Source organism: Fibrisoma montanum, assembly GCF_003583365.1.
Classification (GTDB): Bacteria; Bacteroidota; Bacteroidia; order Cytophagales; family Spirosomataceae; genus Fibrisoma; species Fibrisoma montanum.
The window spans coordinates 304,100-329,133 of record NZ_QXED01000004.1 but is presented as its reverse complement, the minus strand read 5'-3'; the positions used below and the strand labels follow the sequence as shown (position 1 = coordinate 329,133).

Sequence of the window (25,034 nt, the reverse complement as noted above, 5' to 3'; positions counted from 1 at the left end):
CGCTACAAATCCCCTTTACTATACCAACTAACTAACGCAAAAATAAGCATTGCCTTATGCGTGTCAACTCGCTTCCTGAAAATTTGCACACAAATTATAGAAACGCCTTTTTGGTTAAGGCCAGCGATAAGTTGGCGTAGTCGGTGCGGGGGCCGGACGGGACCGGTTAGGGGTTGGCCGATTGGGTGTGCCGAAGAAACCCGTCTTACGTAGGCCGAGGTAGAAGCCAGCGCTATTCGGTAGCAACTCTCCGCTATCCAGTGCCACCGAACCGTTGACCACCATACCACCCAGCAGATTGACTGGCAACGAGGCCGTCAGCATGCCTGAGAACTGTCTTGGGCTGGTTGGAAACGGAACGTTGTAGGTGCCATAGTTTGTGCCGAAAGAAAGGCGGGCTGTAATATCCAACTTGTTGAGCACCAGGGCACTCGCTGCAAAATGGCCAACACTGACACGATTGTTGGCAATACCGGCACCATGTCGAGGTAATGACCGGGAGGTTTCAGTATCAGGCGTTAAAAAGGGAGTACCAACAGTACGGCCAAAATAAGTCCAGCCGTCCAGAAACTGGCTATGGTTAAAATAATCATCTTTACCCCGTTGCAGTTCATCCTCGATTACGAATTTGTCGCCCCCCTGGTTTGCGGTGTAGAGGTACTCGAAGGTAATCTGACGGAGGAAGAACGCTGTTTCATCAGGGTTACGCCGATTTTTAATGCGAAGGCCATTTAAGCCGTCAGCAATGTTGATCCAATAGAACAACGAGCCGTCATCATAAAGTGATTGGCGGTATAGCATCACATTCCAGGCTCCAAGGTTGGCATCAACACCAACATCAATAGAGCCAAGGTGATTACCAATCCGGTTCCACTCAAACGATGAGATCGTTTTATCGCCCGGATTACCCCGAATGCCGAAGACCAACATCCAATAATTTTTTAAACTTGTTGGCAACTGACCATTCAATGATGCATTCGGACTGATGAAGGATGATTCCCCGCCCCACATTACCTGATGATTGAATCCAGCATAAAATCGGAACGGCCAGGTTGGCTTACCAAGCCGACCATAAAAATATTTCTGGTGAAGGTAAGAGCCTTTGACTAACCGGCCGGAATTTTCAAACCATCCGTGTGCATACGCCCCCATTACAGAGACAATTCCTTTAGTGAACGGTATGGGGGTAAATACAGGAATGCCGATCTGAATTTTGGGAAACGGCAAGGCATTACCTGACCAGGCATAACCGCCTGTGGTTAGTAATGTATCAACCAGGCCAACGATTTCGCGTCGACGACCACCATAAATTTCAAAGGCCCCAAACCTCCCTTTGACATACGCTTCAGGTAACAAAAACTGGCTATTGTAATTACTCCCTGCGTTGGCTATTACATCAACGCCGTATCCCCAGTCTAATTTGGGTCGAAAGCCGGTGCTATCTCGCTGTACATAATCAGAGCGGATACCTGCGTTCAACCGGAAAAAAGGAGTCCGGAGCGGCACTGTACCGTATTGATTAGCCCGCAACCAAAACGGCGTTTGGTCAGACGCAGACATACCTCCCGCTTCAGCGTGGTATTCGATTAGCTTTTGCCCAAACACCGCCGTGGTTGTAACCAGAAGTACGGCAAGGCTGCATTGCAAACGGAAGATTAAACTGCTCATAAGTGCCTTACACGTTACCTGATTGAACGTGTCCTGAACGTATTACTTACCGCGCCCCTGCACCATGACCCGGACGGTCTGAGCGATAATCCACATGTCGAGTAAGAACGAACGACGCTGCGGATACAATAAATCATACCGCAAACGCTGTACCATTTCTTCTACATTAGCAGCGTATCCAAATTTGATTTGGCCAATGGAGGTAATTCCGGGTTTTACTTTGAGCAGATTACGGTACTCTGGGGCAATTTCTACAATCTGATCAATGAAATACTGCCGCTCTGGCCGAGGTCCAACCACCGACATATCGCCGATGAGCACGTTGTAAAATTGGGGCAGCTCATCCAGGCGGGTCTGACGCATAAATTGTCCCCAAGGTGTAATTCGGCTGTCGTACTGTCCTTTGGACAGGAGAGGCACGGTCTTCTCGGAGTTTATATACATACTCCGAAACTTGTAAATTGTAAATGGTTTGCCCTCCCGTCCAACTCGCTCCTGCGCATACAATACCGGACCCCGTGAAGTAATCCGGGTAATAAGCGCCATCAGCAGGAACACCGGTGAGCCAAAAATCAAAACGCTCAGGGAAAAAACAACATCGAATGATCGCTTGAAAATGTTCACCCGAAAGTCGGCCAGCATCTGTGACGACAGATTCAGGACAGGCAGGAAATCGTGGTATTCAACCGACGCGCCTTTGGCCAGGAATCCTCGGAAATCAACCAGCAGCTTCACCTGAAAATCAACATCTTCGGCATCATCGACAATACTTTTTAAGCGGCTGTTGTCAATGTAGGGCAAGCAACAGTAAACGCAGTCAATATTGTTTTGACGAACGTACTCCCGAAGCTGATCATAGTTACCCCGGAGCAGGTGCTGATTATCTGGACCCGGCTGATCGAAGTAGCCAAAAAAATGGAAGCCCATTTCCGGATGCGCTTCATAAAATCGGTTAATCATAGTGGCCAGTTTGCCATAGCCCACGATAACGTATCGCCGGTTATTATATCCTCTGGCTCGATACTCGCGCAAAAAAATTAAGCCACCAATACGAATTACGGACCCAAGTCCCAAAAACAGAAAATACGTAATCAGCAGGTGTTCGCGAGAGTAGTAATATCCCTTGACAATGACCCAAAACACGGATACGATGGCTACGTGTATCGCCGTCATCAACATCAGTTTCTGAATCAGATGATACGCTTTAAATAATTGTCGGGGAAAGGTATACGGTTTTAACAGCAGAATGTCCGCCAGCCAAACCAGGTTAAATACAGCCCAGAGCATAGCATAAGGGGGCTCTGCTACGGCATCTAATGATCGAAACTTAATCCAGTACGCCCCCACAAAAGCCGCATTCAGACTCAGAAAGTCGAAGAATACATGAAGCGGAAAAAGTAGTATGGAATACCGGTGTCTCATACTTATTGGCATTATTAATTGACAACTGGCTATTTATAACAGCCAGAACGCCGACGCTAAGATAGACGGTTAAAGCCGACGGCTTAACTTAAAATTATCCTACGGCTTAACCTATTTCAGAGCACTTAATAAAAGGCAATGCCTTAAAAATTAAGTTTTTATACTCATGGTCTTAGTAGGCTTCAGTAGAAAAAACTTTACGAAGTCCCAAATATACACCCACGCCGTTAGTATACAATGGACCTGAATCCGTTGCTAAAGACCCTGTCAATTGCATACCTCCTAACAAGGATAAGGGTACTACCAGGTTAGCAAAACCAGAAAACTGGTTCCGCACAGGTAGATACGGTTGATCGTAGGTTCCCAGATTTGTGCTGTAGGACAATTTTAGCTGATAAGTTATACGACCATCCAAAATGGGCCATCTGATGTCGGGCAAACTTCCTGCCATACCCGCATGCAGGACGCGCACACGGTTGTTAGCGGTGAATGTTCCGAAGGGATATTCGCCGTTTGGACCCAGGGCTGGGGGAATAAACGGCGTTCCAATCGTGTGCTGTCGGTACGCCCACCCATCCCGGTATTGCTGATGATTGAAATAATTATCCTTTCCTTGACGATACGGATCGCCCCATACAAAAAGCGGTCCACCTTGGCTGGTCGTATTTAAAAATTCTATAATAAAGTCCCGGACAAGCGCATCCGGGTTATTTCGGCGAATACGCAAGCCATTCAAACCATCCGCGATGTTGATCAGATAAAACAGTGAACCATCTTCGTAAATGTTCTGCCGGTAAAAAAACAGTGTGTGTTTAACCAGATCTATTTCCAGCCCCACATCCAGTGTGCCAAGGTGATTGCCAACCCGATTCGTTATTTCAAACGTTGTGTAGGCACTGGAATCTGTTCGGCTGAAACGATCACCAACTACAACATAATAGTAGTCAATCAGACTGGACGGCAATCGTCCATCGTCCCGTACAAGACCTGTCCCCTTTAGATAGTCTGTACGTCCCCCCCAAATAACCTGATGATTAAAGCCACCATACACCCGGACTACATCCTTTGGCCGGCCAAGCCGCACATAAAATGTTTTTTGATGAAGCATGGTGTTCCGCACGAAACCTGTTCCACCAAGGAATCCATGGGCGTAGGTCCCCTGAATAGCTACCCAGCCTTTGGTAAAACCAATTGGGGTGAACGTTGGGATGGACAGTTGAATTTTAGGAATGGGTATGGCATTGCCCGACCAGGCATATGACCCGGTCGATAAAGTCGAGTCGGCCAGACCGAACTTCTCCCGTCGACGGCCTACATAGGCTTCGAATATACCTTTCCGTACTTTAATATAGGCCTCAGGCAATAACACCTGCCGCTCATAAGGTAACGGCTCCTGAGTGAGATTTCCGACTACGTTAAGACCATAACCAATATCAAACTTGCGTTTGTCGAGGGTTGAATCGTAATTGGCATAGGCACCAAGCCGCAGTGTAAATGCCGGTGAGTTGTATGGTACAATACCATACTGGTTGGACCGCAACCAGAAAGGTGTTTTGTAAGAACTCGAAAAATAAGCGCCGGTTTCAACCTCATACGTACCCGGAGCGCGTAAACCCTGAGCGACTGATATGGCACTGGTCAGCCAGGTCATTACCAGTAGTCCTGTATAGTACGATGCAAAACGGGTTGCTATGCAATTGACCTTTGCTACCATTCGGGCGGGATTGGTGTTTAATGAGTACGTCAAACGACACTATTTTATTGCCATTTGATCAGGCTGATAGTGTTGCTGATACGTACTGCGAACGAAGCTGCGAATCTGCTCAATAAAATACGTTTCATCAAACTGCTCGGCGTGTTGACGGATAAACGTTGTGTCGAAGCGGTGCTGAATGCGCTCAAACTGCTCAATGGCGTTGATTAAACTATCGACCGTCTGTTCCTCAAAAAACAGAGCAGTTGCCTTTGCGGGATCGTCAGTCACCGGTATCTGCGTCGTTAGTACCCCGCCAGCCCCAAAAGCAATGACTGGACGCCCAGCTGCATTTGCCTCCAGGGGCGTAATACCATAATCTTCGTGTTGAGGAAAAATAAACGCCCGGCAGTTCGCATACACTTCAGCGATTTCCTGAGCTGAAAGCCCACTTTTAAACGTAACGTTGCTGCTGGCCCGAGCTTTAATCTCATCAGCCTGTAAACCTTTACCAACTACCACCAGCGGGTATCCTAGCCTGTTAAACGCATCAATGACAAGGTCTACCTTCTTGTAATACTCCAATCGGGAAACCACCAGGTAATACGGCTTTGGAGCATCGGATACAAAAAAGTTATGGGCGTTAACTGGCGGATTGATGATCTTAAGCGGTTTTTTCAATTGGTATGCACTGCGCAGACGGTCGGCTGTTTCCTCGGTCATCGCTACAAAGTGATCAGGCCGTTGAGCCGCTTTAAAATCGATGGCACGCAGCCTGCTGAGAACCAAATCGAACACTTTTTTGACAAACCAGCCGGATTCGGCGTATTGAGCGTATGATTCGGGATTCCATGCTAACCGGAATGGCGTGAAGCTGTAGCTAATTACCAGAGCGTGCGGACTCACTTTCACGTATTTGGCACAGTGGGTTCCCGACATCAACACAACATCATATTCGGTCAGATCATGTGACTTCATAGCCATTACCCCTAGCGGATAAAATAGCTTCTTCATCACATCGTCGGTTTTAGCGATGTTCTGTAACCACGTTGTTCGAATATCGCACTCTTTGAATTCAGGGAAGGTTAATTGCGGCTGGTAGCACTGTGTATAAATAGGAGCTTCGGGAAAAGCCTTGTGAAAACAGAGGGCGACCTGCTCGCCACCGGCCCGACACATCAATCCATCCTGCACAATTGCTAGTTTCATACCTGCTTTCTCCGTCAGTTTAACGTTGGTTATTACTCACTGCTTTGTTCTTTAACAATAGTCTTACGCCAATGACTCAATTAAATTCGTAAAAGCGACAGCCGAATCATTCCAGTTATATTGTCTATACTGCTGATCGCCTGCTGATACTAATCGGCTGCGCAACGTCGAATCTGTAGCAACAGCACGCAGACCGTCGGCAATGTTTCGTGTATCCATCGGATCAACGTACTGAACAGCGTCACCACAGATTTCAGGGATGCTCGTTACGTGCGAGGCCACGACTGGACAGCCACAGGCCATTGCTTCGAGCGGTGGGAAACCAAACCCTTCGTATAGCGATGGAAAAGCGAATAAATGTGCCATACTGTATAATACCGGCAAATCAGCCGTTTCAACGTAGCCAGTGAAGTGTACTCGGCGAGCCAACGCTGTATTTGACTCAATCCGATGGAACAGACTACTATCAGCCGTGATGAATCCTTCCTTCTTTCCTACTATTAGCAGATCAAGGCTGTCAATTTCATCGATCAGCATGGCGAAAGCCTCCACCAGACTGCTCAGGTTCTTATTTGGCTTTACATTGCCAACAAACAGTACATATCGGTCGGGCAGTTGATATCGCTCCTTCACACTACGTTGCTGCTCCGTATCAGTTATTGGTCGAAACAGGTTCTGATCAATACCCAGATGAATCACCCGTATTTTTTCGGCCGTTGCTCCCGTCAGTTCAATAATTTCCTTTTTTGAGTAGTCCGATATAGTCGATACCAGATTGGGCTTACGAACGGCTGCATTGGCCACCACTTTGGCATACACTTTCTGAGCCGCACTGAGTGTATGGTAATAAGCCAGGTGAAATACGTCCGGAACCGTTGCCAGGTGGCGCCGAGCCCGAACAGGTAGTAGCGGAATATTATAATGGGGCGACCAGAACACATCGCAGGACGGTACCATCAACGGTAACCGAAGTTGCTCCTGTACTGAGTATATTGGAAAATCAGCTTCTATAAATTGCCAGTTTGTATATTCTCCAAAATGCTTGTCCAAGTCAGGCCGACGGCCCAACAAAGTTACGTCATATTTAGCTGAAGCCAGTATGTGCCGGATGTACTGACGAATGTAAACTCCTATTCCAGAGTTGTTTATCATTCGAACATCGGCGCAAAATCGAAGCATCACTTACAGGTTAAAATTGAATACCTTTTGTATACAGGGCCAGTAGCAGAAACGCCAGAAAATTAACCGGAAACATATACAGAAAGGGCAGGAATAAACTAGTCACGAAGAACAGAATAAACATCAACCGCTGCAGGCTCTTTGGTTTAAACAGAAAGAAGCGAACAAATACAACGAGTGCCGCCACCGTAAACGGAACTGAAAACGGAAAGTAATTTACGTTCATGCTCAGAAACCATGTTTCATGGAACACGATTGGCTGCAGCAAAGGTATCGGGTAAAAGTCCATATAGAACGATGAGTGCTGCTCAATAGACTCCCGTTTAGCTTCGTAAATTTGAACGGCATACTCCAGATTATACGCAACACCCAGCGCAAATAGCACAAGCAGACCAATAAATAGGACGACCCTCAACAACCGGTTTGTGGGCGTATTCAGAAACCAATACGAAACCAGCGTTATCAGCAACAGATAACCATTGAGCGACACAGTTAGGAGTACGTTGACAATGTGGAATCCAGCAAGTACATACTGTTTTTTAAATAAAGCGTACCCAAGCATCAAAACGCTGATAATGGCAAATGTATTAGGATCGTCCCACAACCCGCCGAAGCGCATTAAAATACCTTCATAGGCATGAAAAGGAATTCGCCGAAAGAGCAGGTATCCCAGGATAACATACAGGTTTGAAGCAATCAGCAGATATTGCGTGATGTTTAACATCCGGTCGATTTGGTCAGCGACTGGATATAATTCGTCTTTAGCTATAAATCCGATGGGCAGTACCAGTAACGCAAAAACGACGTATTCCAGCTCTTCTGTAGATACCTTTCCAAACAACAGGACTGATCCAACGTTAATGAGCAGAATTAGACCTATCAACGCATATACTGCTAATAATTTAGCCGGAATACGGCGGGTGAACCGGCTGTTTATATAAATCACACTCAATACGCCAGCCACCAGAATATACTTTCCAACCTGCCAGACAAATGGGGTCTGCTGATAGCCTTCTTTGCCAAGTGCCCCATTGCTGTAGTATAACAGATAACGATGGAAGTTATAGCCGATAGACAGTAAAAATAGCAGATACCACATTGCCCGATTAATGGCTGCCGGACGGAGTAGAGTAAGCGAAATTGTCATTCAGAACCTGTTAATGCCAACGCCAATGTTTTACTATACGTACGAAAGCATTCACTAACAGGATTACTCAACCGATTCCGGTTGTGATTTCGGATCGGCTGACATCTGCCAGTTGATATACCTGTTTTCGTTGTAGAACGCTATTTTCCCGTTCACTTCATCAATTAAAAAGGTCTGATTTTCAGGCCGGACGAACCGCTGTGCAAATTTACACAACAAGGCATACCGGTTAATCCCCAACAAACTCTTCAATACACGGGCCAATCTTTGAATGTAGAGCAGCTTTTGCTCGAACCCGGCATAAGTTTCTTCGTTAACTTTCCCCGCTGCCCCCGATGATTTTTCAATCAGGCTGTTGCGCTTCAGCATCTGGTAAAATCCCGCCTGATCATTCACATCAAACGGTCGACTAAAGCTGTATCCCGACTCAAGCAACCGCCGAAACAGTCGCCGGTGAAAATGGGTTATCTCGCTTCCGTTTTCAAATGTCGCATAAGAGTAAACTCCTTTACTTCCAGACTCGCTCATCTTTTCATCAGCTAACCGCCCGGCATAATGATCACCCACCGGAAAGAGGTCCGAAAATTTTTGGATATACTTTGGTCTGAACTGCTCAGGATTCGCGGCTTCTTTAAAATGAAAATTTGAGAAGTGAAAGAACACCAACGGCATCAGCCCAGAACCGTCAATCCGGTTCGAGACCCAAAACTGGCCATTGTGCACTTCAATGCGCCGTTCATGCCAATTCCAGATAGCCATGTTATAACCAAGCCCCCGCTCGATATGCAAATCTTCAACTAACGAGGGTATGAAATCCATCCATTTTTGGTCGGTGTGCAACCCATCGATTTTGTCGGCATAACACTGATCCGTCAGTCGGACTTTCCACCAATCGATCACCCGCCGACCATTTTCTGAATTTGCCACTGCGCAAAATCCGAAGTTGAATATTCCTACGTGCATCAGCATCCCCTCGGGTACCAATCCGGTATACTGCGTTTGCAGCGTACAGATGTGGGGCGTTACTACCATTGAGGAAGTATTGAGCTGGTTAAAGATTTCGTCCAGACTAGCAAAAACGTAGATGTCCGGATCAAAATAAATAACCTTCTCATACCCCTGTCGGAGGAAGTAATCGAACGCATATGGTTTAAGTGCTGTACAGAATTCTGTTACATTGTATTTAAAAGCCATTTGCTCCAGCAAGACATGGTCGGTATCTCCAATGCCTAGCTCGGTGGCTGGAATAGTTGGATATCGCTGTTCACTGAATTGCAGAATCCCATCCTCGCGGTCGGCAACGATAACGAAAAAGGGCACGTCCGGATGTTGATTTTTCACCGAGTTTCCCAAGGCATTAGCCATGGGGAGGTAGTTCTTGGCGACGATTGAAAAGACAGCTTTGCGCATAGAACCTAAATTGGCAGTCAAATATATAGTTTTTTCACATGAATTCGCCCACCTTTCACGGTAAAGTACAAAAACGCCCTTCGTTAACCCACTCATACTTATCGTACGGGATGAGTCAGCGAAGGGCGTTTAATACAATAACTTTAGGTATTTCAACCTTTTATTGCCGTTGAAATTCCGCTTACCGGCGCGTTTTCGACACGGCAGCCAGCCGTTTAATCTGCTGCTTCATTTGTTTATTCTCCCTCTGCAACTGAATCACGTACAGCGTTAACTCCTCTAGTTTTTCCAGCAGTTTGGCATCCATTCGAGCCATATCAACGCCCTCACTGACTACTTCCTGCGCGGAAGGCACACCTGGCAAATGCTTGTGCTGTCTGATGTATTGCTCTACTTCAGAAAGGGGTCTTAAGGCATAACCTTCATCAAACACATAGTCGGACCATTCGGAAGTATTTTTAACGGCTACCTTCACCTTTTCGGTCAGTATCCCTTTTGATACGAACAGGTTATAATCAGCCGAAGTTTTAACAATGCCTGAACCAATAATGACATTTCCTCCATTAACAGCCTGCACAAACTGGCCATTTCGTTGCCATAAGGCTTCGCTAACCGATTCATCGGCGGCTAACCGGCTACCAGCAACATAATTGGCCAGAATAACATCTCCCTGAGCGTTGACAGTCAGAAATTTACTCGCATTAACCGTAGCGGTCGTTGCTGAGGTCAGGTTGCCTAACCGTAGGCCACTGGTTCCCGCTGTGTTGCTGACTATGTGCAGTTTGTTGGCTGGAGCTGTTACACCGATTCCGACGTTAGCGCCATCGCCCAATACCAGCGAGTTAGCGGCTGTCACTTTAGCGTTAGCTCCGATAGCGGTTGCATTACTCAACCCAAAAGCGGCTGCATCGGCCCGGAAACCTATAAAAGTATTGGTGATACCAGCCTGATTTCCCCGGCCTGACTCAAAACCAATCGCTACGTTGTTGTCGCCATTCACGTTCGTTCCGTTACCAGCATTGGCACCGATGTAAATATTAAACGAACCCCCGGTATTCCCCCCTCCGGCATTGTCTCCTAAAAAATAGTTACCAGTTCCGCTGACGTTGGATAAACCAGCATTAGTGCCCATCATATAGTTAGAGGAACCAGTTGTATTATTAGCCCCAGTCTGTACACCGATGAATGTATTGAACTGTCCGGTGGTATTTTTTCGCCCCGCTAAATACCCGATAAAGGTATTAGCCGTTCCAGACGTACTGTAGCCAGTCTGATACCCGATAAAGGTATTTTGAGCGCCCGATTGATTACTGTAGCCGGCTTTAGAGCCGATCATTACATTGCCGGTTGTGTTTGTATTGGCTCCGGCGCTATCTCCGACCAGCACGTTGTAGTTGCCCGACTGCAGCCGCAGACCTGCTGAAAAGCCAAGTGTTGCGTTGCCGACACCATTAATATTGTTCTGACCGGCTAATCCTCCAACAAAGGTATTCGTGCGGCCACTGGTTGTTGCACTTCCGGCCGATTGCCCAAGAAAGGTATTGTTTGAGCCAGTGGTATTTGACCCAGCCGACGTCCCTACGAACGTATTGCTTGTTCCGGTACTGTTAGTATAACCAGCCTGACGGCCAATGAATACGTTATCGGAACCAGTCGTGGTATTGAAACCTGCTTGATTGCCAATAAAGGCATTGTTATTTCCGTCTGTGTTGTTATAGCCCGCCGACGCCCCAATGAAGGCATTGTTATTTCCGGTACGGTTGTTCAGCCCAGAGTAAGACCCAATAAATGCGTTTGTGCTGCCAGTTGTATTGTTGAACCCTGCCTGTGTGCCAATAAACGCATTGTCGGTGCCGCTACTGTTGCCGTATCCTGCCTGATTGCCGATAAAGGCGTTGTTATTACCCGTTGTGCTGTTGTTTCCAGCCTGCGTACCGATAAAGGCATTGCCCGTGCCGACCGTGTTGTTATTGCCGGCCGACGCGCCGATAAATGTATTGCCTCCTCCGGAAGTGTTACGGTAACCAGCCTGCGTACCGATAGCTACGTTATTGATACCGCTTGTATTGGAATAACCGGCTGATGTACCAATAAAGGCATTGTTATTTCCAGTCGTATTATTGAAACCGGAATAAGTACCCAGAAAGGTATTGCTGTTGCCGGTCGTGTTATTAAAGCCAGCCCAGTACCCCAGCATCGCGTTCTCAATGCCCGTCGTATTTCGAAAACCCACCTGATTACCAAGTAAGGTATTGAAGTTTCCTTCGGTATTGCTGAACCCTGCCTGACCACCAACAAATACGTTACTGTTCCCGATTGTGTTTTGAATACCTGCTTTGGAACCAATAAATACGTTGCCGTTCTGTACATTGCTGTACCCGGCACTGTCGCCAATCGCGACGTTACTATTACTAACCGTGTTGTTGAAACCTGCCCAAGGGCCAATAAACACGTTCAGATTACCGGTTTGATTTTTGGCACCTGCGTTTGGACCAAAAAATCCGTTAAAGCTGCCACCTATGTTGGCTCCACCCGCGCCGAGTCCAAAAAACGCGTTAGAACCACCCGTCTGATTAGCTGCACCAGCTCCACTTCCAAAAAAGCTGTTCGATGAACCTATCGTATTAGCAACGCCCGCAGCCTTTCCAAAGAAGGCATTTGAGTTACCAGCCGTATTGGCCTTTCCAGCTTCATTACCTACAAACGTATTGTTGATGCCGGTAACTCCCGTGTTACCGGCATCAACCCCAACAAATGTATTAGCCGTTCCGGGAGTTGCCGATGCCGGACTGCTTACAACCAAATTAAACTGCGCCCGGATCGCCGATCCAGGCAGTACCATAAGTGTACAAATAGTTAGAAGAGTAGCATGTTTGGGCATAGTAGCTGTGTGCGTTGAACTTGTTATAAATCTTTCAACATTAGTCACTTTCGTTTGGCAGAACAATGCTTTAACGACCTTTTAATAACAGCAAAAGGCCAGCCTCAACTGAGACTGGCCTTTTGTACTCCTTTGTTGTTACAGAACAATATGTTTAGCCATTCGATTAAATCAGTGGCCGACACAAACTTATTTTTTCAATAAACGGATCAGCTTCCGCTCACGATCAGTTTGAATCTGATACAAATACACGCCAGTTGGCAGGTCACGACCTTCGATTTTTGTTTGGTGCTTACCCGCGGCCTGAATCTCCCCCGTGGCAACCGAGCGCACAACCCTACCCTGACCATCAGTTAGAGTTTGGGACACTTTACTAGCCGAGGGCAATACGTATTGAACATCTGCCACGTCTTCGAATGGATTTGGATAAGCAGAGACTGTTAGCACAACTTCGTTTTCAGCTGGGCGCGATACCACGTTTTCAACGGTCGCCTGAAATACAGCGCCTGCCTGGGCCGTAAAGCCCGGTCGCAGGGTGACTGATTTACCGGCCGCATAGAAGGCTGCCGCACCTGATTGAACAACGTTGTGAGCGGCCAGATGGTCAACCGCTTTGGCTTCGTTTAACGAACCTGCCGTTACAGCACGGCTAATCTCCTGCTGAACGGGATACTCCTGGCCAACCGCCACCGAAGCTGCTGCCAGAATCAAAACCGAAGGAAGTAGTATGTGTTTCATTAGTTAATGAGCGCGATGGGGCCTGAGTTGGTTTAATCGTTGTTCAATCTTACTATTTTTTTCTTTTAGTTGCTTGTTTTCTTTACGCAACGTGCCGAGTTCTTTCTTCATGTCGATCATGTAGAGAGTTAACTCCTCTATTTTCTCCAGCAGTTTGGCATCCATCTGCCCTACATCCACCCCCTGACGGACTACCTCCTCGGCCGAGGGAACACCGGGTAGGTGCTGATGCTGGTTTACGTACTGCTCAACCTCATCCAGCGGGCGCAGCCGGTAGCCTTGCTCAAACACCTTGTCGCTCCACTCATTGGTGTTCCTGATAGCCACCTTGACCTTCTCCGTCAGGATACCATCTTCTACGTACAGCTTATAGCCGGCAGGCTTACTAGTAATCCGGTTTCCGATTACAACGCTGCTGCCTGACGCATTCTCTAGCTGCTGACCATTTAACCGCCATAGCGACTCTACCGCAGCCTCGCGGGCTCCCCCCGGAAGCCCGGATAAAATGACGTTGCCGACGCCATCAACAGTTAAAAATTTAGAAGCTGTTCCTGTTGGTGCATTTCCCGAAGTAAGATTTTCGAGCCGCAGACCAGATTGTCCACCGGCTCCGCTCGTCACCTGCAAACGACTGGTAGGGGCGGTTGTACCAATGCCAACATTGGCTCCATTGCCAAGAACTACAGCGTTTGATACGGTTACGCGTGCATTGGCACCAATTGCCGTGGCATTTGTTAGTCCACCGGCTCCGGCATCGGCCCGAAAGCCCAGGAATGTATTGGTTGATCCACTCTGATTGGCTCGACCTGATTCGAAACCAATGGACAAGTTATTGCTGCCATTTACGTTTGGGCCGTTTCCAGCGTTTGCGCCAATGTAAATGTTAAAGCCTCCGGTGCTGTTACCCCCGCCGGCGTTGTCACCCAGAAAATAGTTGCCTGTTCCGCTGGTGTTAAATGCCCCCGCGTTTGTTCCAAGAAAATAGTTTGACGAACCAGTTGTATTGTTCAGTCCGGTCTGCACACCAATGAAGGTATTGAACTGGCCGGTTGTATTGTTCTGACCAGCGTTGAAACCAATAAACGTATTGGCAGAAGCTGTATTCCTAAAGCCGGCCTGACTGCCGACGAACGTATTTTGAGTAGCCGTTGTATTGGCCCACCCAGCGTACCAGCCCATAAAAGTGTTATTCGAACCGCTGGTATTATTGTTCCCGGCACTATAACCTACAAATGCATTGTAATTTGCGTTGTTATTCGTGCCGGCAAACGACCCCAAAAATGCGTTTTCTCGTCCAGTGGTGTTATACGTACCAGCGGAGTGACCAATAAATGTATTTTCAGATCCGGTCGTATTCCTATTCCCCGAAAATACGCCAATGAACGTGTTGTATTCAGCAGTCGTGTTGAATACCCCCGCTTCATAACCAAAGAAACTATTGTAACTTCCTGTTGTATTTGCTCCCCCTGCGTTTGCTCCAAAAAATGCATTTAACGAGCCGCTTCTGTTTTCTTGCCCTGCTCCTATCCCAAAAAATGCGTTGTTATTGCCGTTTGTGTTGTAGGTGCCGGCAGAACGACCAAAAAATGAATTGTTTCCACCCGTTGTGTTGGCATTACCAGCAAAAGTCCCTACAAACACATTGTTAGCCCCAGCATTGTTGGCCGTTCCGGCACCAAATCCCACGAACGTATTGTACGTAGCGGTGGTGGCAGCCTCTCCTGCGCTTTTCCCGACAAAGACGTTTCCCGAACCCGTCTGGCCATTATTTCCCGCCTGAACACCAATTAGAACATTATCTGATCCGGGTCCTGACTGACCAGTACGTACTACCGTGTTGTTCTGTCCCAGAAGAACATGGTTTGTTAGCAGCAATGAAATCGACAAAGCGCCATACTTAATAAATGTGTTCATGCTTACAGATTTTAATTTAATAGCTGATCGAGCATGTGAATTACATTGATTAAACGGTATTTGTTTAGTGACTTTTGAGATAATTATTTTATGTCCATATAGTAAAGGGGGTCACTCAGGCTAAACCTGGGTGACCCCCTTTTCAAGTCGAACGTAACCGTTGCGCCTATTTCTGCTGCAAGCGACGAATTTCCTGCCTGATCTCCAGGTTTTCCTTTTCCAGTCGTTCACTGCGTTGCTGCAATTGCTGATTTTGCTTTTTAAGATCAATCATGTACAATGTCAGTTCCTCAATTTTTTCGAGCAGCTTGGCATCCATTTTGCCCACATCTACCCCTTGCTTAACTACCTCTTCAGCGGACGGAACACCCGGTAGATGCTGATGCTGATCAACATATTGCTCTACTTCCTCCAGCGTACGTAGCTGATAGCCCTTTTCGAATACCTTATCGCTCCACTCGCTGGTGTTCCTGATCGCTACTTTCACCTTCTCGGTCAGAATACCCTTTGATACGAACAGATTATAATCCGACGGGGTTTTACTCACCCCACTACCAATAATGACAGCGTTGTCTTCTTTGCTCGTCAGAAAGCGACCGTTCAGCTGCCACAGGCTTTCGGCCCCGGCGGCTATTCGACCACTGCTGGTAGTACTGCCCAGGATAACGTTACCCGAGCCGTCGACAGTCAGAAACTTAGTCTGATTTGTAGCGTTTGCCGGAGAAGCGCTGGTCAGATTTTCAAGGCGCACACCCGATTGATTGGCCACTCCGGTTGTAATATGGAGACGAGTTGAAGGAGCTGAGTTACCAATACCAACGTTGGCGGCATTACCCAGCACAACGGCATTAGATACGTTCACACGGGCGTTATTACCGATTGCCGTTGCATTCTGTAGCCCAGCGGCTCCGGCATCGGCCCGGAAGCCCAGGAAGGTGTTGTTAATGCCCGCTACATTAGCCCGACCAGCTTCAAAGCCAATAGCCAGATTATTGTCACCGTTGACATTTTGACCGTTGCCGGCATTAGCGCCAATATAAATGTTATACGAACCGCCTGTATTACCCCCGCCGGCGTTATCGCCAAGAAAGTAGTTACCTGAGCCCGTAATGTTGCTTAAACCCGAATTTGTCCCAAAGAAGTAATTGGAATTACCAGTTGTATTACGCAGACCTGCCTGAACGCCCAAAAAGGTGTTGAATTGGCCGGTTGTATTGTTGGCACCCGCCCGAAAACCGAAGAATGAGTTGGCCGTTGCGGATGTTGAGTTCTGCCCTGCCTGCGTTCCGACGAATGTATTCTGGTTTCCGGTTGTGACCGACGACCCCGTTAATGAGCCAATGAATACGTTACCGCTTGCCGTCGTGTTGCCGCCCCCAGCATCCGCTCCAATGAATGTATTGTCGGCACCCGAACTGTTACTGTAGCCTGCCCCCGAACCCAAAAATACATTATGATGTCCACTACCGTTAAAATAGCCGGATCGATAACCACCAAAAAAGTTGTCGTACCCATCAAGGTTGTTGAATCCGGCACCATTTCCCAGAAAAGCGTTGTTGCTGCCTGTTGTGTTATTGGCGCCCGATTCATACCCGAAGAAGCTATTGTAGTTACCAGACGAATTTTTCCTGCCAGCCAGCCCACCAGCAAACGAATTTTGCGCACCGGCCATGTTTTGTTCACCCGCTCCCTTGCCGAGAATCAGGTTGCCGTTGCCACTCATGTTCTGGTTGCCGGCACCTACCCCTATTAGTGTGTTATCGGATCCACCAGTAGAAGTCGACGTTGGCGCTGTAATAGCAACGTTGGTCTGCCCTGATTGGGCGAGCGCCGAAAATGCAGTTAAACAACTGAATGCCAATAGGCCTACGGGTAATACCTGCTTCATATAATGACAGTTTCTAGGTTATACAGTGGGGAAAATGGTGTTGATAAGTCTACTTTATCATTGAAAACATGAGCTAAAGATGCCACTATTTTTGGTATAAGTTACCGTTTACGAAATAATGCGCAAAAATTTAATCTTAAAAGCCTGTAAACGACGATATAGTGGTAAATGATTTTTCAAATCAATAAACTGACTAAGCGTCTTCTGATCGGTAGATTTTAGCTGTCGGCTGTAAAGCCCAGCAAACTGCTCGGCTTGTTTTACTTCAGGGAGCAAAAACTGAGCCGCCTGCACACTATCCTGGAGAAAAGTTTTCAGCCGCTTCAGGCGGGTTGACAACGTAATTTTATCATTCGTAGTGACGTTGGTCGTATGTTGACGGTAAAGTATCGTTGGTGTTTCTACATAGGTACACCGACCCACTCCATAAGCCACACAAGTTATCCAGAAGTCATGCATAAGCACGTCATCGGGCATGCGGGCTACTTCTTCGGCCATCGGCCGGTTGATGACCATTGTACAACCTGTCACAAAGTTGCCATAAAGCAGTGAAGCAAACGTCTCCTTCTGTGGCATCAGTTTGCGGTGTTGCCAGTACGAATCAGCAATTCGGTTCAGATGCTGATCTACGACTACCAGATCGGTAAAGACCATGGCTGGCCAGGGACCATCGATTTCTCTAAGCTTCTCGATCGAACGGGCTATTTTGTCGGGTAACCAGACATCGTCCTGATCGCAGAACGCTACGTAATCACCCTTACAACCAGCCACAGCCCGCTTGAAATTAGCGACTACACCCACCGATTGATCATTGACATGGATAGTCAGCGGCAGATTGTGCTGATACTGATGCAGAATGGATACAGTCTGATCCTGAGACCCATCATCGTGTATGACAACCTCATCCGGACGGACTGTCTGCCGCTCTAATGAATCGAGCAGCTCAGGCAAAAAAGCGCTTCCGTTATAGGTAGCGAGTGCAATCGATACGGTAGTTAGGGCGTTTGTTGGTCTACTCACGGATTTTTTCAAGCGGTTAACTTACCTAATCGCCCACGTTTGTAGTCCTGATACGCTTTAAGCAGAAAGCGTAGTCGTTGGAGCTTATTGCTGTCGAAGAAAACGACGTTTATCAGGTCTGTAACCATAGCCCGGTAGAAGAATCGCCGAATTGATACCGGCAAAAACTCCTCGTACATTTTCATTACATACAAGCTGTTCCGCGCTTTGTAATACATGCGCTGCGGACTGTGCGAAATCCATTTCCTCACCCTCGCTCCCAGCACAGAAGCTTCCTTAAACATACCGAGTCGATGGATCAGCGGCAGGTAATTCAGTTCAATAACTCTATAGTGGTTGGCCTTGAGCCTAAAGCAATATTCATGGTCGACCCAGTCGATGAAAAGTGACTCCATAAATGGCCCACAGGCAGCATATGCCCGAAGATTGAGCAAATTTCCAGATGTTATAGTGAACCAAACATCCTGCGCAGTATACTGCACCTGATCGGGAAGCGACTGAGCGCCGACGATGCCAATGGTATCTGGTCCTTGTTGACTAACATACGTCAGCATGGCATCAACCATCCCGGGTGGAACGCGGGTATCGTCATCCATAGTCAACAGATAGGTGTAGCCTAAAGTTAATGCTGCTTCTGCCGCCCGATTTAAGGCGTACGCCACACCTGGATTGCCTTCATTCGAAATATAAGTCAACGACTTAAATTGCGTAAGTGCAGCGATAACCTCCGGAATCGGAGCATCGGAGTTATCAACAACAATCAGGTGATCTACCTGGTCAGCATAAGACCGGATATTTTCGATAACGTCAGTACTGGAGTTGTAGAGAATTACTGATCCTGCCACAATCCGCTTATCCAGTTCGTTTGAAGAAAGCCGTTGCGTTGAGCTCTCAGTTAGTCTCTGTCCGCTTGTTAACCCGGACGCACTGGGACGCTCCAGAGAAGTGTGTTGCATAACTGTCTGTTCAGAAACCGTTCAGGTCAGGAAACCAGTGAAAACTGTTTCAGCTTAAATTCAATTGTAGCATGCAAAGCCAGCGTAACGACTAACTGCACGACAACCATACTGACTGCAGCGCCTACGGCACCCATGAAATAAACGAGCAGCGGACAGACAATCAGGTTTAACACGGCTGATCCGTTGAAAATGGCCGCGTAATACTTTTTATAATTATAGGCCAGCAACGTCTGATACGCGGGGATATTTAAACAAACGATCAGCGGAACAACACTAACAATACGCAGAATCCGGACAGTTTCAGCCTGAATGTTGCCTGTTATGACCTGCACTATTGGTTCGGCCAGCACATAAAGTAATACACTCACAACACTGATTGCGCCAATAAACGGGAAACAGACTTTCCAGATAAATCGCCGGAACTGCTGGTGCGACGTTTGGGCCAGCCGGCATACAGATGGATAAATAGCCTGTGAAAACAAACCCATGACGGTCCAGAGAACCAGAATAATCTTTTCGGCAATGCTATAATACCCAATAGCAATATTTGATACGAAAAAGCCGAGCACAAGCACGTTCACGTTATTTGTCAGTACTACCGACAAACTCGACGAAAAAATATGCCAGCCGTCCTGCAACTGCTCCCAAACCGATTGTAGGGTAGGAAACCGGAATTGCAATTGATAGCGAAGTAGGGCCACCCGTATGCTATATATCCCTGAAATGACATTTGCTATACCGTAAAGGGCCAATACGTATACATAATCCTGGGGCTCACGTACTACGGCAAAGAGCAATATAAGGAGTGCTATCTTGGCCACCAGATTCATGTACGTAATATACTTCATCTGCTCCATCCCCTGAAAAAACCAGACAGGCATCAGGACATTACCCAGTACATAAAGCATACCAAGCAGATACGTAAACGACTCCTCTCTGAACCGGGTCACAAAGCCGCATAAACTTGCCATCAATAGCACGCTGAGCAGCAGCAGTAAAAACTTAGTCGTCATCACCGACGAAAACAGCCGTGACAATTCTTTGCGGTTTTCGTGGTGCAAGGCAACCAGACGCGTTGCCGACAGATTGAAACCGTAGTCGGCAAACGTGATAAAATACATCAGGATGGTAAGTCCGTATGAAATCACCCCAAACTTTTCCGGCCCAATCACGCGCACCAGATACGGGAACGTGATAACGGGGATGATAAAGTTGGTAGCCTGGACCAGGCCCAAGGCAATAAAGTTTTTCAACAGAGAAGAGTCCTGCCGAAAAAACGTTCGAACTTGATGAGCACTAATCATTCGCCACATTAACAATTTTCCGACACCCTGCCCCATTAGGGGGCAAATTGGGGCGTTTCGGCCAACTGATATTCTACCATCAGCCGGGCAACATCTTCCATCTTGTGTTGAGCTGTCCAGCCCAGCTTTTGACGGGCTCTTGCCGGATTGGCATAGCCTTCGGCAATATCGGTTGGTCGGAAAAATGAAGAATCGGTTTTAACGTGTTCCTCCCAGTTCAATCCAACGCAGTCGAAAACAACCTGAATGAAGTCTTTAAGCTTACAGGTATGTCCAGTTGCGATCACGTAATCGTCGGGCTGCGACTGTTGCAGCATCTGCCACATAGCCTCTACGTAGTCGGGAGCCCAACCCCAGTCACGAGCAATATCGATGTTGCCCAGCGTCAGTTTTTCCTGGCTTCCCTGGGCAATTCGGCAGGCTGCGGCTACAATCTTCCGGGTTACAAAACGTTCAGGCCGCAGGGGCGATTCGTGATTGAACAGAATACCAGTACTAGCATACAATTGATAGGCTTCGCGGTAGTTAGCAACCTGCCAGAATGCCGCAGCCTTGGCAACACCGTATGGGCTGCGGGGGCGAAACGGTGTCAGTTCATCAGCCGCGTCTTTCCCTGTGTCGCCAAAACATTCGCTGGAGCCAGCATTATACAGCTTGATCGGCAGGTCACTGAATCGAATAGCTTCGAGTAAATTCAGTGTCCCAACGCTAATACTTTCAAGCGTTTCGACCGGCTGTTCAAATGATAACCCTACCGAGCTCTGACCGGCCAGATTGTATACTTCATACGGCTTAATCTTGATGAGTGTTTGTAATACACTCCGAAAGTCATTGATATTGACGGATACGACCTGAACATCTTTACGGATCCCGAGCTTGTCGAGGTTACGAAAACCTGACATCTGTGCATCGCGGGAACCACCATAAACGTGGTACCCCTTATTTAGCAGTAACTTGGCCAGGTAAGCGCCGTCCTGCCCCGACACTCCACAGATTAACGCTTTTTTCATGCGATACGGTTGGACTTGGTGAAAATGAATCGGCGTACAAAGTAAATAGAAAGCCCCAACACAGCACCAAATATGGCAAATCCTATACTAATAATTGTACGCTTGGGTCCGCTCTTATGAAGCGGTACCCGTGGCGGATCAAGCGTTTGAAATACTGGGGCTTCTTCCTGCACCTTAATGCGGGCTTGTTCCAGCTGTTTTGACAGGTCGTTGTATACACTCTGCGCCAGCAGATAATCGGCCTGCAACCGCTGCTCCTCTATCTTAGCTGTGTTCAGATAATTGCTCCGGTTACGGTCACGATAAGCTGCCAGTGCGTATTCGGCGTTTTGGTAGCGACGGCGAGCATTACGTACCTGCTGCTCCAAAAAACGCACCTGATTCCGGGCTTTTCCGGTTCGGTATTCGGTTACATACTTGGTCAGATACTCCTGTGTCAGCCGGGCCACCGTACCGGCCACGACCGGGTCGCCCATCGTTGCCGAAATAGTCATGATACCATTCTTCTTATCTACATTAGTCGACACGCTACCAATCACGGCACTGGTTAGCCCTTCCTGCTCAGGTGTCATTGCCAGTACTGACGTACGGTTTTGCTGAATTCCGGCTTTGGGTGCCGGCGTTGGTTCGGAAGGGAATATGCCGCTGATCGCTGCATTGATTTTTCCCATAACTGTCTGTTGCCCCTGCCACGAGAAATACTGCTGCAGTGTCATGGTTCTACTCGTTTCCGGTACGTATACCGGCTGCTTGAGCATGTGCATCGCAAACGGTATACTCGCAAGTACATCTGGATAAAGATCAGGCCGAATCGCATCAGCTCCTGCTCCTGCTGGGTTCAAGTTAATACCAGCTAACCCAGCTAATGATTGAAGGTTACCTACACCGCTGGTGTTTCCCCCCTGTGCTTCGGGCATCACCCGAATAGAAGCCGTAAATCGGTCAGGCTGCACCAGTGCATAAACCATTCCAATCAAAAACATACCGACGGTCCAGATCAATACCGTGCGCCGGCTATCTTTCAGGAACTGGATAATATCACTCAGACGGATTTCAAACTCGTCTTCAGTAGTCACTTTTGGCTTTTGTCGCTCTATTACGGACATGACGTCTCCTTATTGTCTGTTCATCAGGTTGATTAACACAGTCGCAGTTGTTGCAGCCAGAGTTGTAATTACTGAGAATATACCGATACGTTCGGTAGCCGACAAACGAGTTTGATCGAGTGGCTGAAAAGGAACAATAATTGTTGAGCCCGGTTCGACCTCAGGCCGAATCTTTATGAATAAAAACCGGTGCGTACGGTCTTTACGGCCGTTCGGGTATACAACGTAGGCTTTTTTCTGGCGGGCATTATCCGTGAACCCACCAGTCTGAGCAATGTAATCCTCGAATCTGAAATTCGACTTATAACTTACTGCCGACGGATTAAGCACTGCCCCCTGAATCTGAATTACTTCCGAACGCCGTGGTACGAAAAGCGTATCACCGTCTTTGAGCAATAAGTTTTCCTCCGCACCGGGATCATCAAAGATCTTGCGAAGATCATTACCTACCAATTCGCCCCCTCTCCGATACTGAGCTCCTGGCAGATAAGCTTCCGGTTTGATTCCCCCGGCCCGTCGAATTAGATCAATGATACGTTCATTGCGGCTGGCAATGGCGTAATTCCCGGGGTGCTTCACTTCACCATACACGTACACTTCTCGCTGCGCTTCGTAGTTGGGCAATGACCGGACGTACACAATATCGAACGGTTGCAACATAAACGTATTGGCCTCGTTCTTCTGGGCGTCGGGTGAGGTGCTTAAGGCTAGATCACGATTTGCTACCAGTTGAAATGTCTGGACACTGTTTTTGGAAACCCCCGCCGAATCGCTGACGATCCGTCGGGCGACTTCGAGATTGTTAGAACTGGCTCCTTCTCTGAATCCCCCCGCCAAAGCAATCAGGTCGGCCACACTCATGTTGTTGATAAAGTTGAACGTGTCGGGCCGATTGACAGCTCCCTGAATCAGTACATAGTAGTTTTCCCGCAGTCCCCTAATTGATTGGATAACGATACTATCCTGCCGCATCAACGGAATATCCTGAGTTTCGCCCTTCATCAATAAGCCCAGGTCAAAGGTCAGATTTTCGCGTTCCAGTTCGTTTCGTTCCCGGAATATATTAGCACGGTTTAGAAAAGCGTCGTTGCGCAATCCCTCAGCCCGTTTGATCAGCTCGCGAACGGTACCCATGGTTGGTTCGAGTGCGTAATCACCAGGCCGCATCACCGCCCCGACGATCTGGACTCGGTTTTCGTATCGATTTAAGATTTTACCAATTGTATAGCGGTCTCCAGGCTCCGGCACAAAAGTGGCGATCTGATCTTCCGTTACGTTAATAATCCGGCGTTCACGCGGAGTATTCCGGCGTAACGTTATGGCGGCCCGGTACGCTTCATCCGAAAATCCTCCCGCAAATGTCAGTATATCTTTCAGTGTTTCGCCGGGCAAAACTTCAAAAATGGCAGGCCGGCGTACCTCACCCGCCATTTCAACCCGCGTATTGTAATCCGCCACCCGAATCACATCATCATCCTGAAGCCGGATGTTGTCTTTCCGGTCACCCCGCAGGATAAAGTCGTAAAGATCAATGGTACGTACTACTCGGTTTCCGCGAATGATGCTGATGCGCCGAAATGAACCCGTTTCCGGATTAGGGCCACCGGCCAGATACAAGGCGTTGAAGGCGGTTCCGAGTGATGAGATTGTATACGTACCTGGCCTAACGACTTCGCCCACCAGCGTAACCCGAATACTACGAATGTTTGTCAATGTAACATTGGCGTATGTTCCGCTACCAGGCGTACCTAATCCTTGGTACCCCGCTTTGCGTAGTCGCTCGATAATCCGCCGTTCGGCCTCTTCAATAGTCAGGCCACTTACCAGAATAGGGGGCACGTTTGGGACTTTAACGGCTCCCTCCGGGCTAACTTTCAATCGGAAGTTGTCAGATGCCGCGCCTGAAATATCAATCGTAATCTCATCGTCAGGACCAACTACATAATTGCGCGGAGTCGCAATTCGCAGATTAGGTTCAAACGATAAATTAGCGTTTTCAAAAAGTGATGCTCCAAATACGACCGGGCGCCGGGTTGTATCACGACGTAGTAGGCGCAGGGAATCAATCGTCCGACGCGACAAATTTCCGGGCAGGGAACGACCAATACTGGTATCAACAACGGCTCTTCCGCCCCCTCGATTCGCCTGCGAACGAATCTCGGTAATACGCCGACGCATTCTGGTAATATCGTCCAGCGTATATCCCTGCGACATGGCCGCCTGCTCAATCTGCTCTTCGCTCAAACCACTGGCCTGCGCCCGGCGGTAAAATTCAACAACCTGCTCGTCGCTTAACTGATCGACCCGGGTTGCGGGCCGCTGAGCCATTGTTTCCTTAACGCCGGCCAGCAACAGTACGACTAAAACGAAGCATAAATGGCGGATAACTGAATGGTAGTGTGACAATTTGTCCTTAGTACGCATGCATGATGGCCATTGGGCCAAAATTTGATTTGCAAAAGTAATGGATTACTCCTAAAACGCCG

Annotated in this window: 17 protein-coding genes; all 17 read right to left on the bottom strand. The window is 47.9% G+C overall.

All coding sequences use genetic code 11. The features are described 5' to 3' along the window. Nucleotides 1–114: 114 nt before the first annotated feature. Nucleotides 115–1,668 (bottom strand): capsule assembly Wzi family protein, encoded by a 1,554-nt coding sequence (locus DYU11_RS15330; RefSeq protein WP_119668571.1) that lies wholly within the window; start codon nucleotides 1,666–1,668, stop codon nucleotides 115–117. A 42-nt stretch (nucleotides 1,669–1,710) separates the two neighbouring features. Then, nucleotides 1,711–3,090 (bottom strand): sugar transferase, encoded by a 1,380-nt coding sequence (locus DYU11_RS15325; protein WP_119668570.1) that lies wholly within the window; start codon nucleotides 3,088–3,090, stop codon nucleotides 1,711–1,713. Nucleotides 3,091–3,262: 172 nt separating this feature from the next. Next, the gene (locus DYU11_RS15320; RefSeq protein WP_119668569.1) at nucleotides 3,263–4,741 is read right to left on the bottom strand and encodes a capsule assembly Wzi family protein; all 1,479 of its coding nucleotides are present in this window, start codon (nucleotides 4,739–4,741) and stop codon (nucleotides 3,263–3,265) included. 102 nt (nucleotides 4,742–4,843) lie between these two features. Next, entirely contained in the window at nucleotides 4,844–5,992 is a 1,149-nt protein-coding gene (locus tag DYU11_RS15315) for a glycosyltransferase (RefSeq protein ID WP_229365856.1), read from the bottom strand. A gap of 63 nt (nucleotides 5,993–6,055) precedes the next feature. Then, nucleotides 6,056–7,144, bottom strand: coding sequence for a glycosyltransferase family 4 protein (locus tag DYU11_RS15310; protein ID WP_229365854.1), 1,089 nt, complete (start codon nucleotides 7,142–7,144; stop codon nucleotides 6,056–6,058). Nucleotides 7,145–7,181: 37 nt separating this feature from the next. Beyond that, on the bottom strand, nucleotides 7,182–8,318 hold the full coding sequence (locus DYU11_RS15305; protein ID WP_147367945.1) for a hypothetical protein: 1,137 nt from the start codon (nucleotides 8,316–8,318) through the stop codon (nucleotides 7,182–7,184). A 63-nt stretch (nucleotides 8,319–8,381) separates the two neighbouring features. Next, nucleotides 8,382–9,728 (bottom strand): glycosyltransferase family protein, encoded by a 1,347-nt coding sequence (locus tag DYU11_RS15300; RefSeq protein ID WP_119668566.1) that lies wholly within the window; start codon nucleotides 9,726–9,728, stop codon nucleotides 8,382–8,384. A 181-nt stretch (nucleotides 9,729–9,909) separates the two neighbouring features. After that, nucleotides 9,910–12,570 carry a beta strand repeat-containing protein gene (locus DYU11_RS33660; protein ID WP_229365851.1) on the bottom strand — a complete coding sequence of 887 codons (2,661 nt, stop codon included), beginning with the start codon at nucleotides 12,568–12,570 and terminating at the stop codon, nucleotides 9,910–9,912. Between the two features lie 228 nt (nucleotides 12,571–12,798). Further along, nucleotides 12,799–13,347 (bottom strand): T9SS type A sorting domain-containing protein, encoded by a 549-nt coding sequence (locus DYU11_RS15290; protein WP_119668565.1) that lies wholly within the window; start codon nucleotides 13,345–13,347, stop codon nucleotides 12,799–12,801. Nucleotides 13,348–13,350: 3 nt separating this feature from the next. Beyond that, nucleotides 13,351–15,261, bottom strand: a complete 1,911-nt coding sequence (locus tag DYU11_RS15285; protein WP_229365850.1) for a cell division protein ZapB — start codon at nucleotides 15,259–15,261, stop codon at nucleotides 13,351–13,353. Between the two features lie 166 nt (nucleotides 15,262–15,427). Beyond that, nucleotides 15,428–17,149 (bottom strand): beta strand repeat-containing protein, encoded by a 1,722-nt coding sequence (locus tag DYU11_RS15280; RefSeq protein WP_229365849.1) that lies wholly within the window; start codon nucleotides 17,147–17,149, stop codon nucleotides 15,428–15,430. 108 nt (nucleotides 17,150–17,257) lie between these two features. Then, on the bottom strand, nucleotides 17,258–18,169 hold the full coding sequence (locus tag DYU11_RS15275) for a glycosyltransferase family 2 protein (RefSeq protein WP_158600291.1): 912 nt from the start codon (nucleotides 18,167–18,169) through the stop codon (nucleotides 17,258–17,260). Between the two features lie 8 nt (nucleotides 18,170–18,177). Next, the gene (locus tag DYU11_RS15270; RefSeq protein WP_119668562.1) at nucleotides 18,178–19,125 is read right to left on the bottom strand and encodes a glycosyltransferase; all 948 of its coding nucleotides are present in this window, start codon (nucleotides 19,123–19,125) and stop codon (nucleotides 18,178–18,180) included. A gap of 26 nt (nucleotides 19,126–19,151) precedes the next feature. Then, entirely contained in the window at nucleotides 19,152–20,381 is a 1,230-nt protein-coding gene (locus tag DYU11_RS15265; protein ID WP_158600290.1) for a flippase, read from the bottom strand. A gap of 86 nt (nucleotides 20,382–20,467) precedes the next feature. Beyond that, the gene (locus tag DYU11_RS15260) at nucleotides 20,468–21,442 is read right to left on the bottom strand and encodes a GDP-mannose 4,6-dehydratase (RefSeq protein ID WP_119668560.1); all 975 of its coding nucleotides are present in this window, start codon (nucleotides 21,440–21,442) and stop codon (nucleotides 20,468–20,470) included. Further along, nucleotides 21,439–22,548: a Wzz/FepE/Etk N-terminal domain-containing protein gene (locus tag DYU11_RS15255; protein WP_119668559.1), complete on the bottom strand. Its 1,110-nt coding sequence runs from the start codon at nucleotides 22,546–22,548 to the stop codon at nucleotides 21,439–21,441. The genes DYU11_RS15260 and DYU11_RS15255 overlap by 4 nt, the downstream gene beginning before the upstream one ends. Before the next feature lie 9 nt (nucleotides 22,549–22,557). Beyond that, the gene (locus tag DYU11_RS15250) at nucleotides 22,558–24,972 is read right to left on the bottom strand and encodes an SLBB domain-containing protein (protein ID WP_119668558.1); all 2,415 of its coding nucleotides are present in this window, start codon (nucleotides 24,970–24,972) and stop codon (nucleotides 22,558–22,560) included. Between the last annotated feature and the right edge of the window lie 62 nt (nucleotides 24,973–25,034).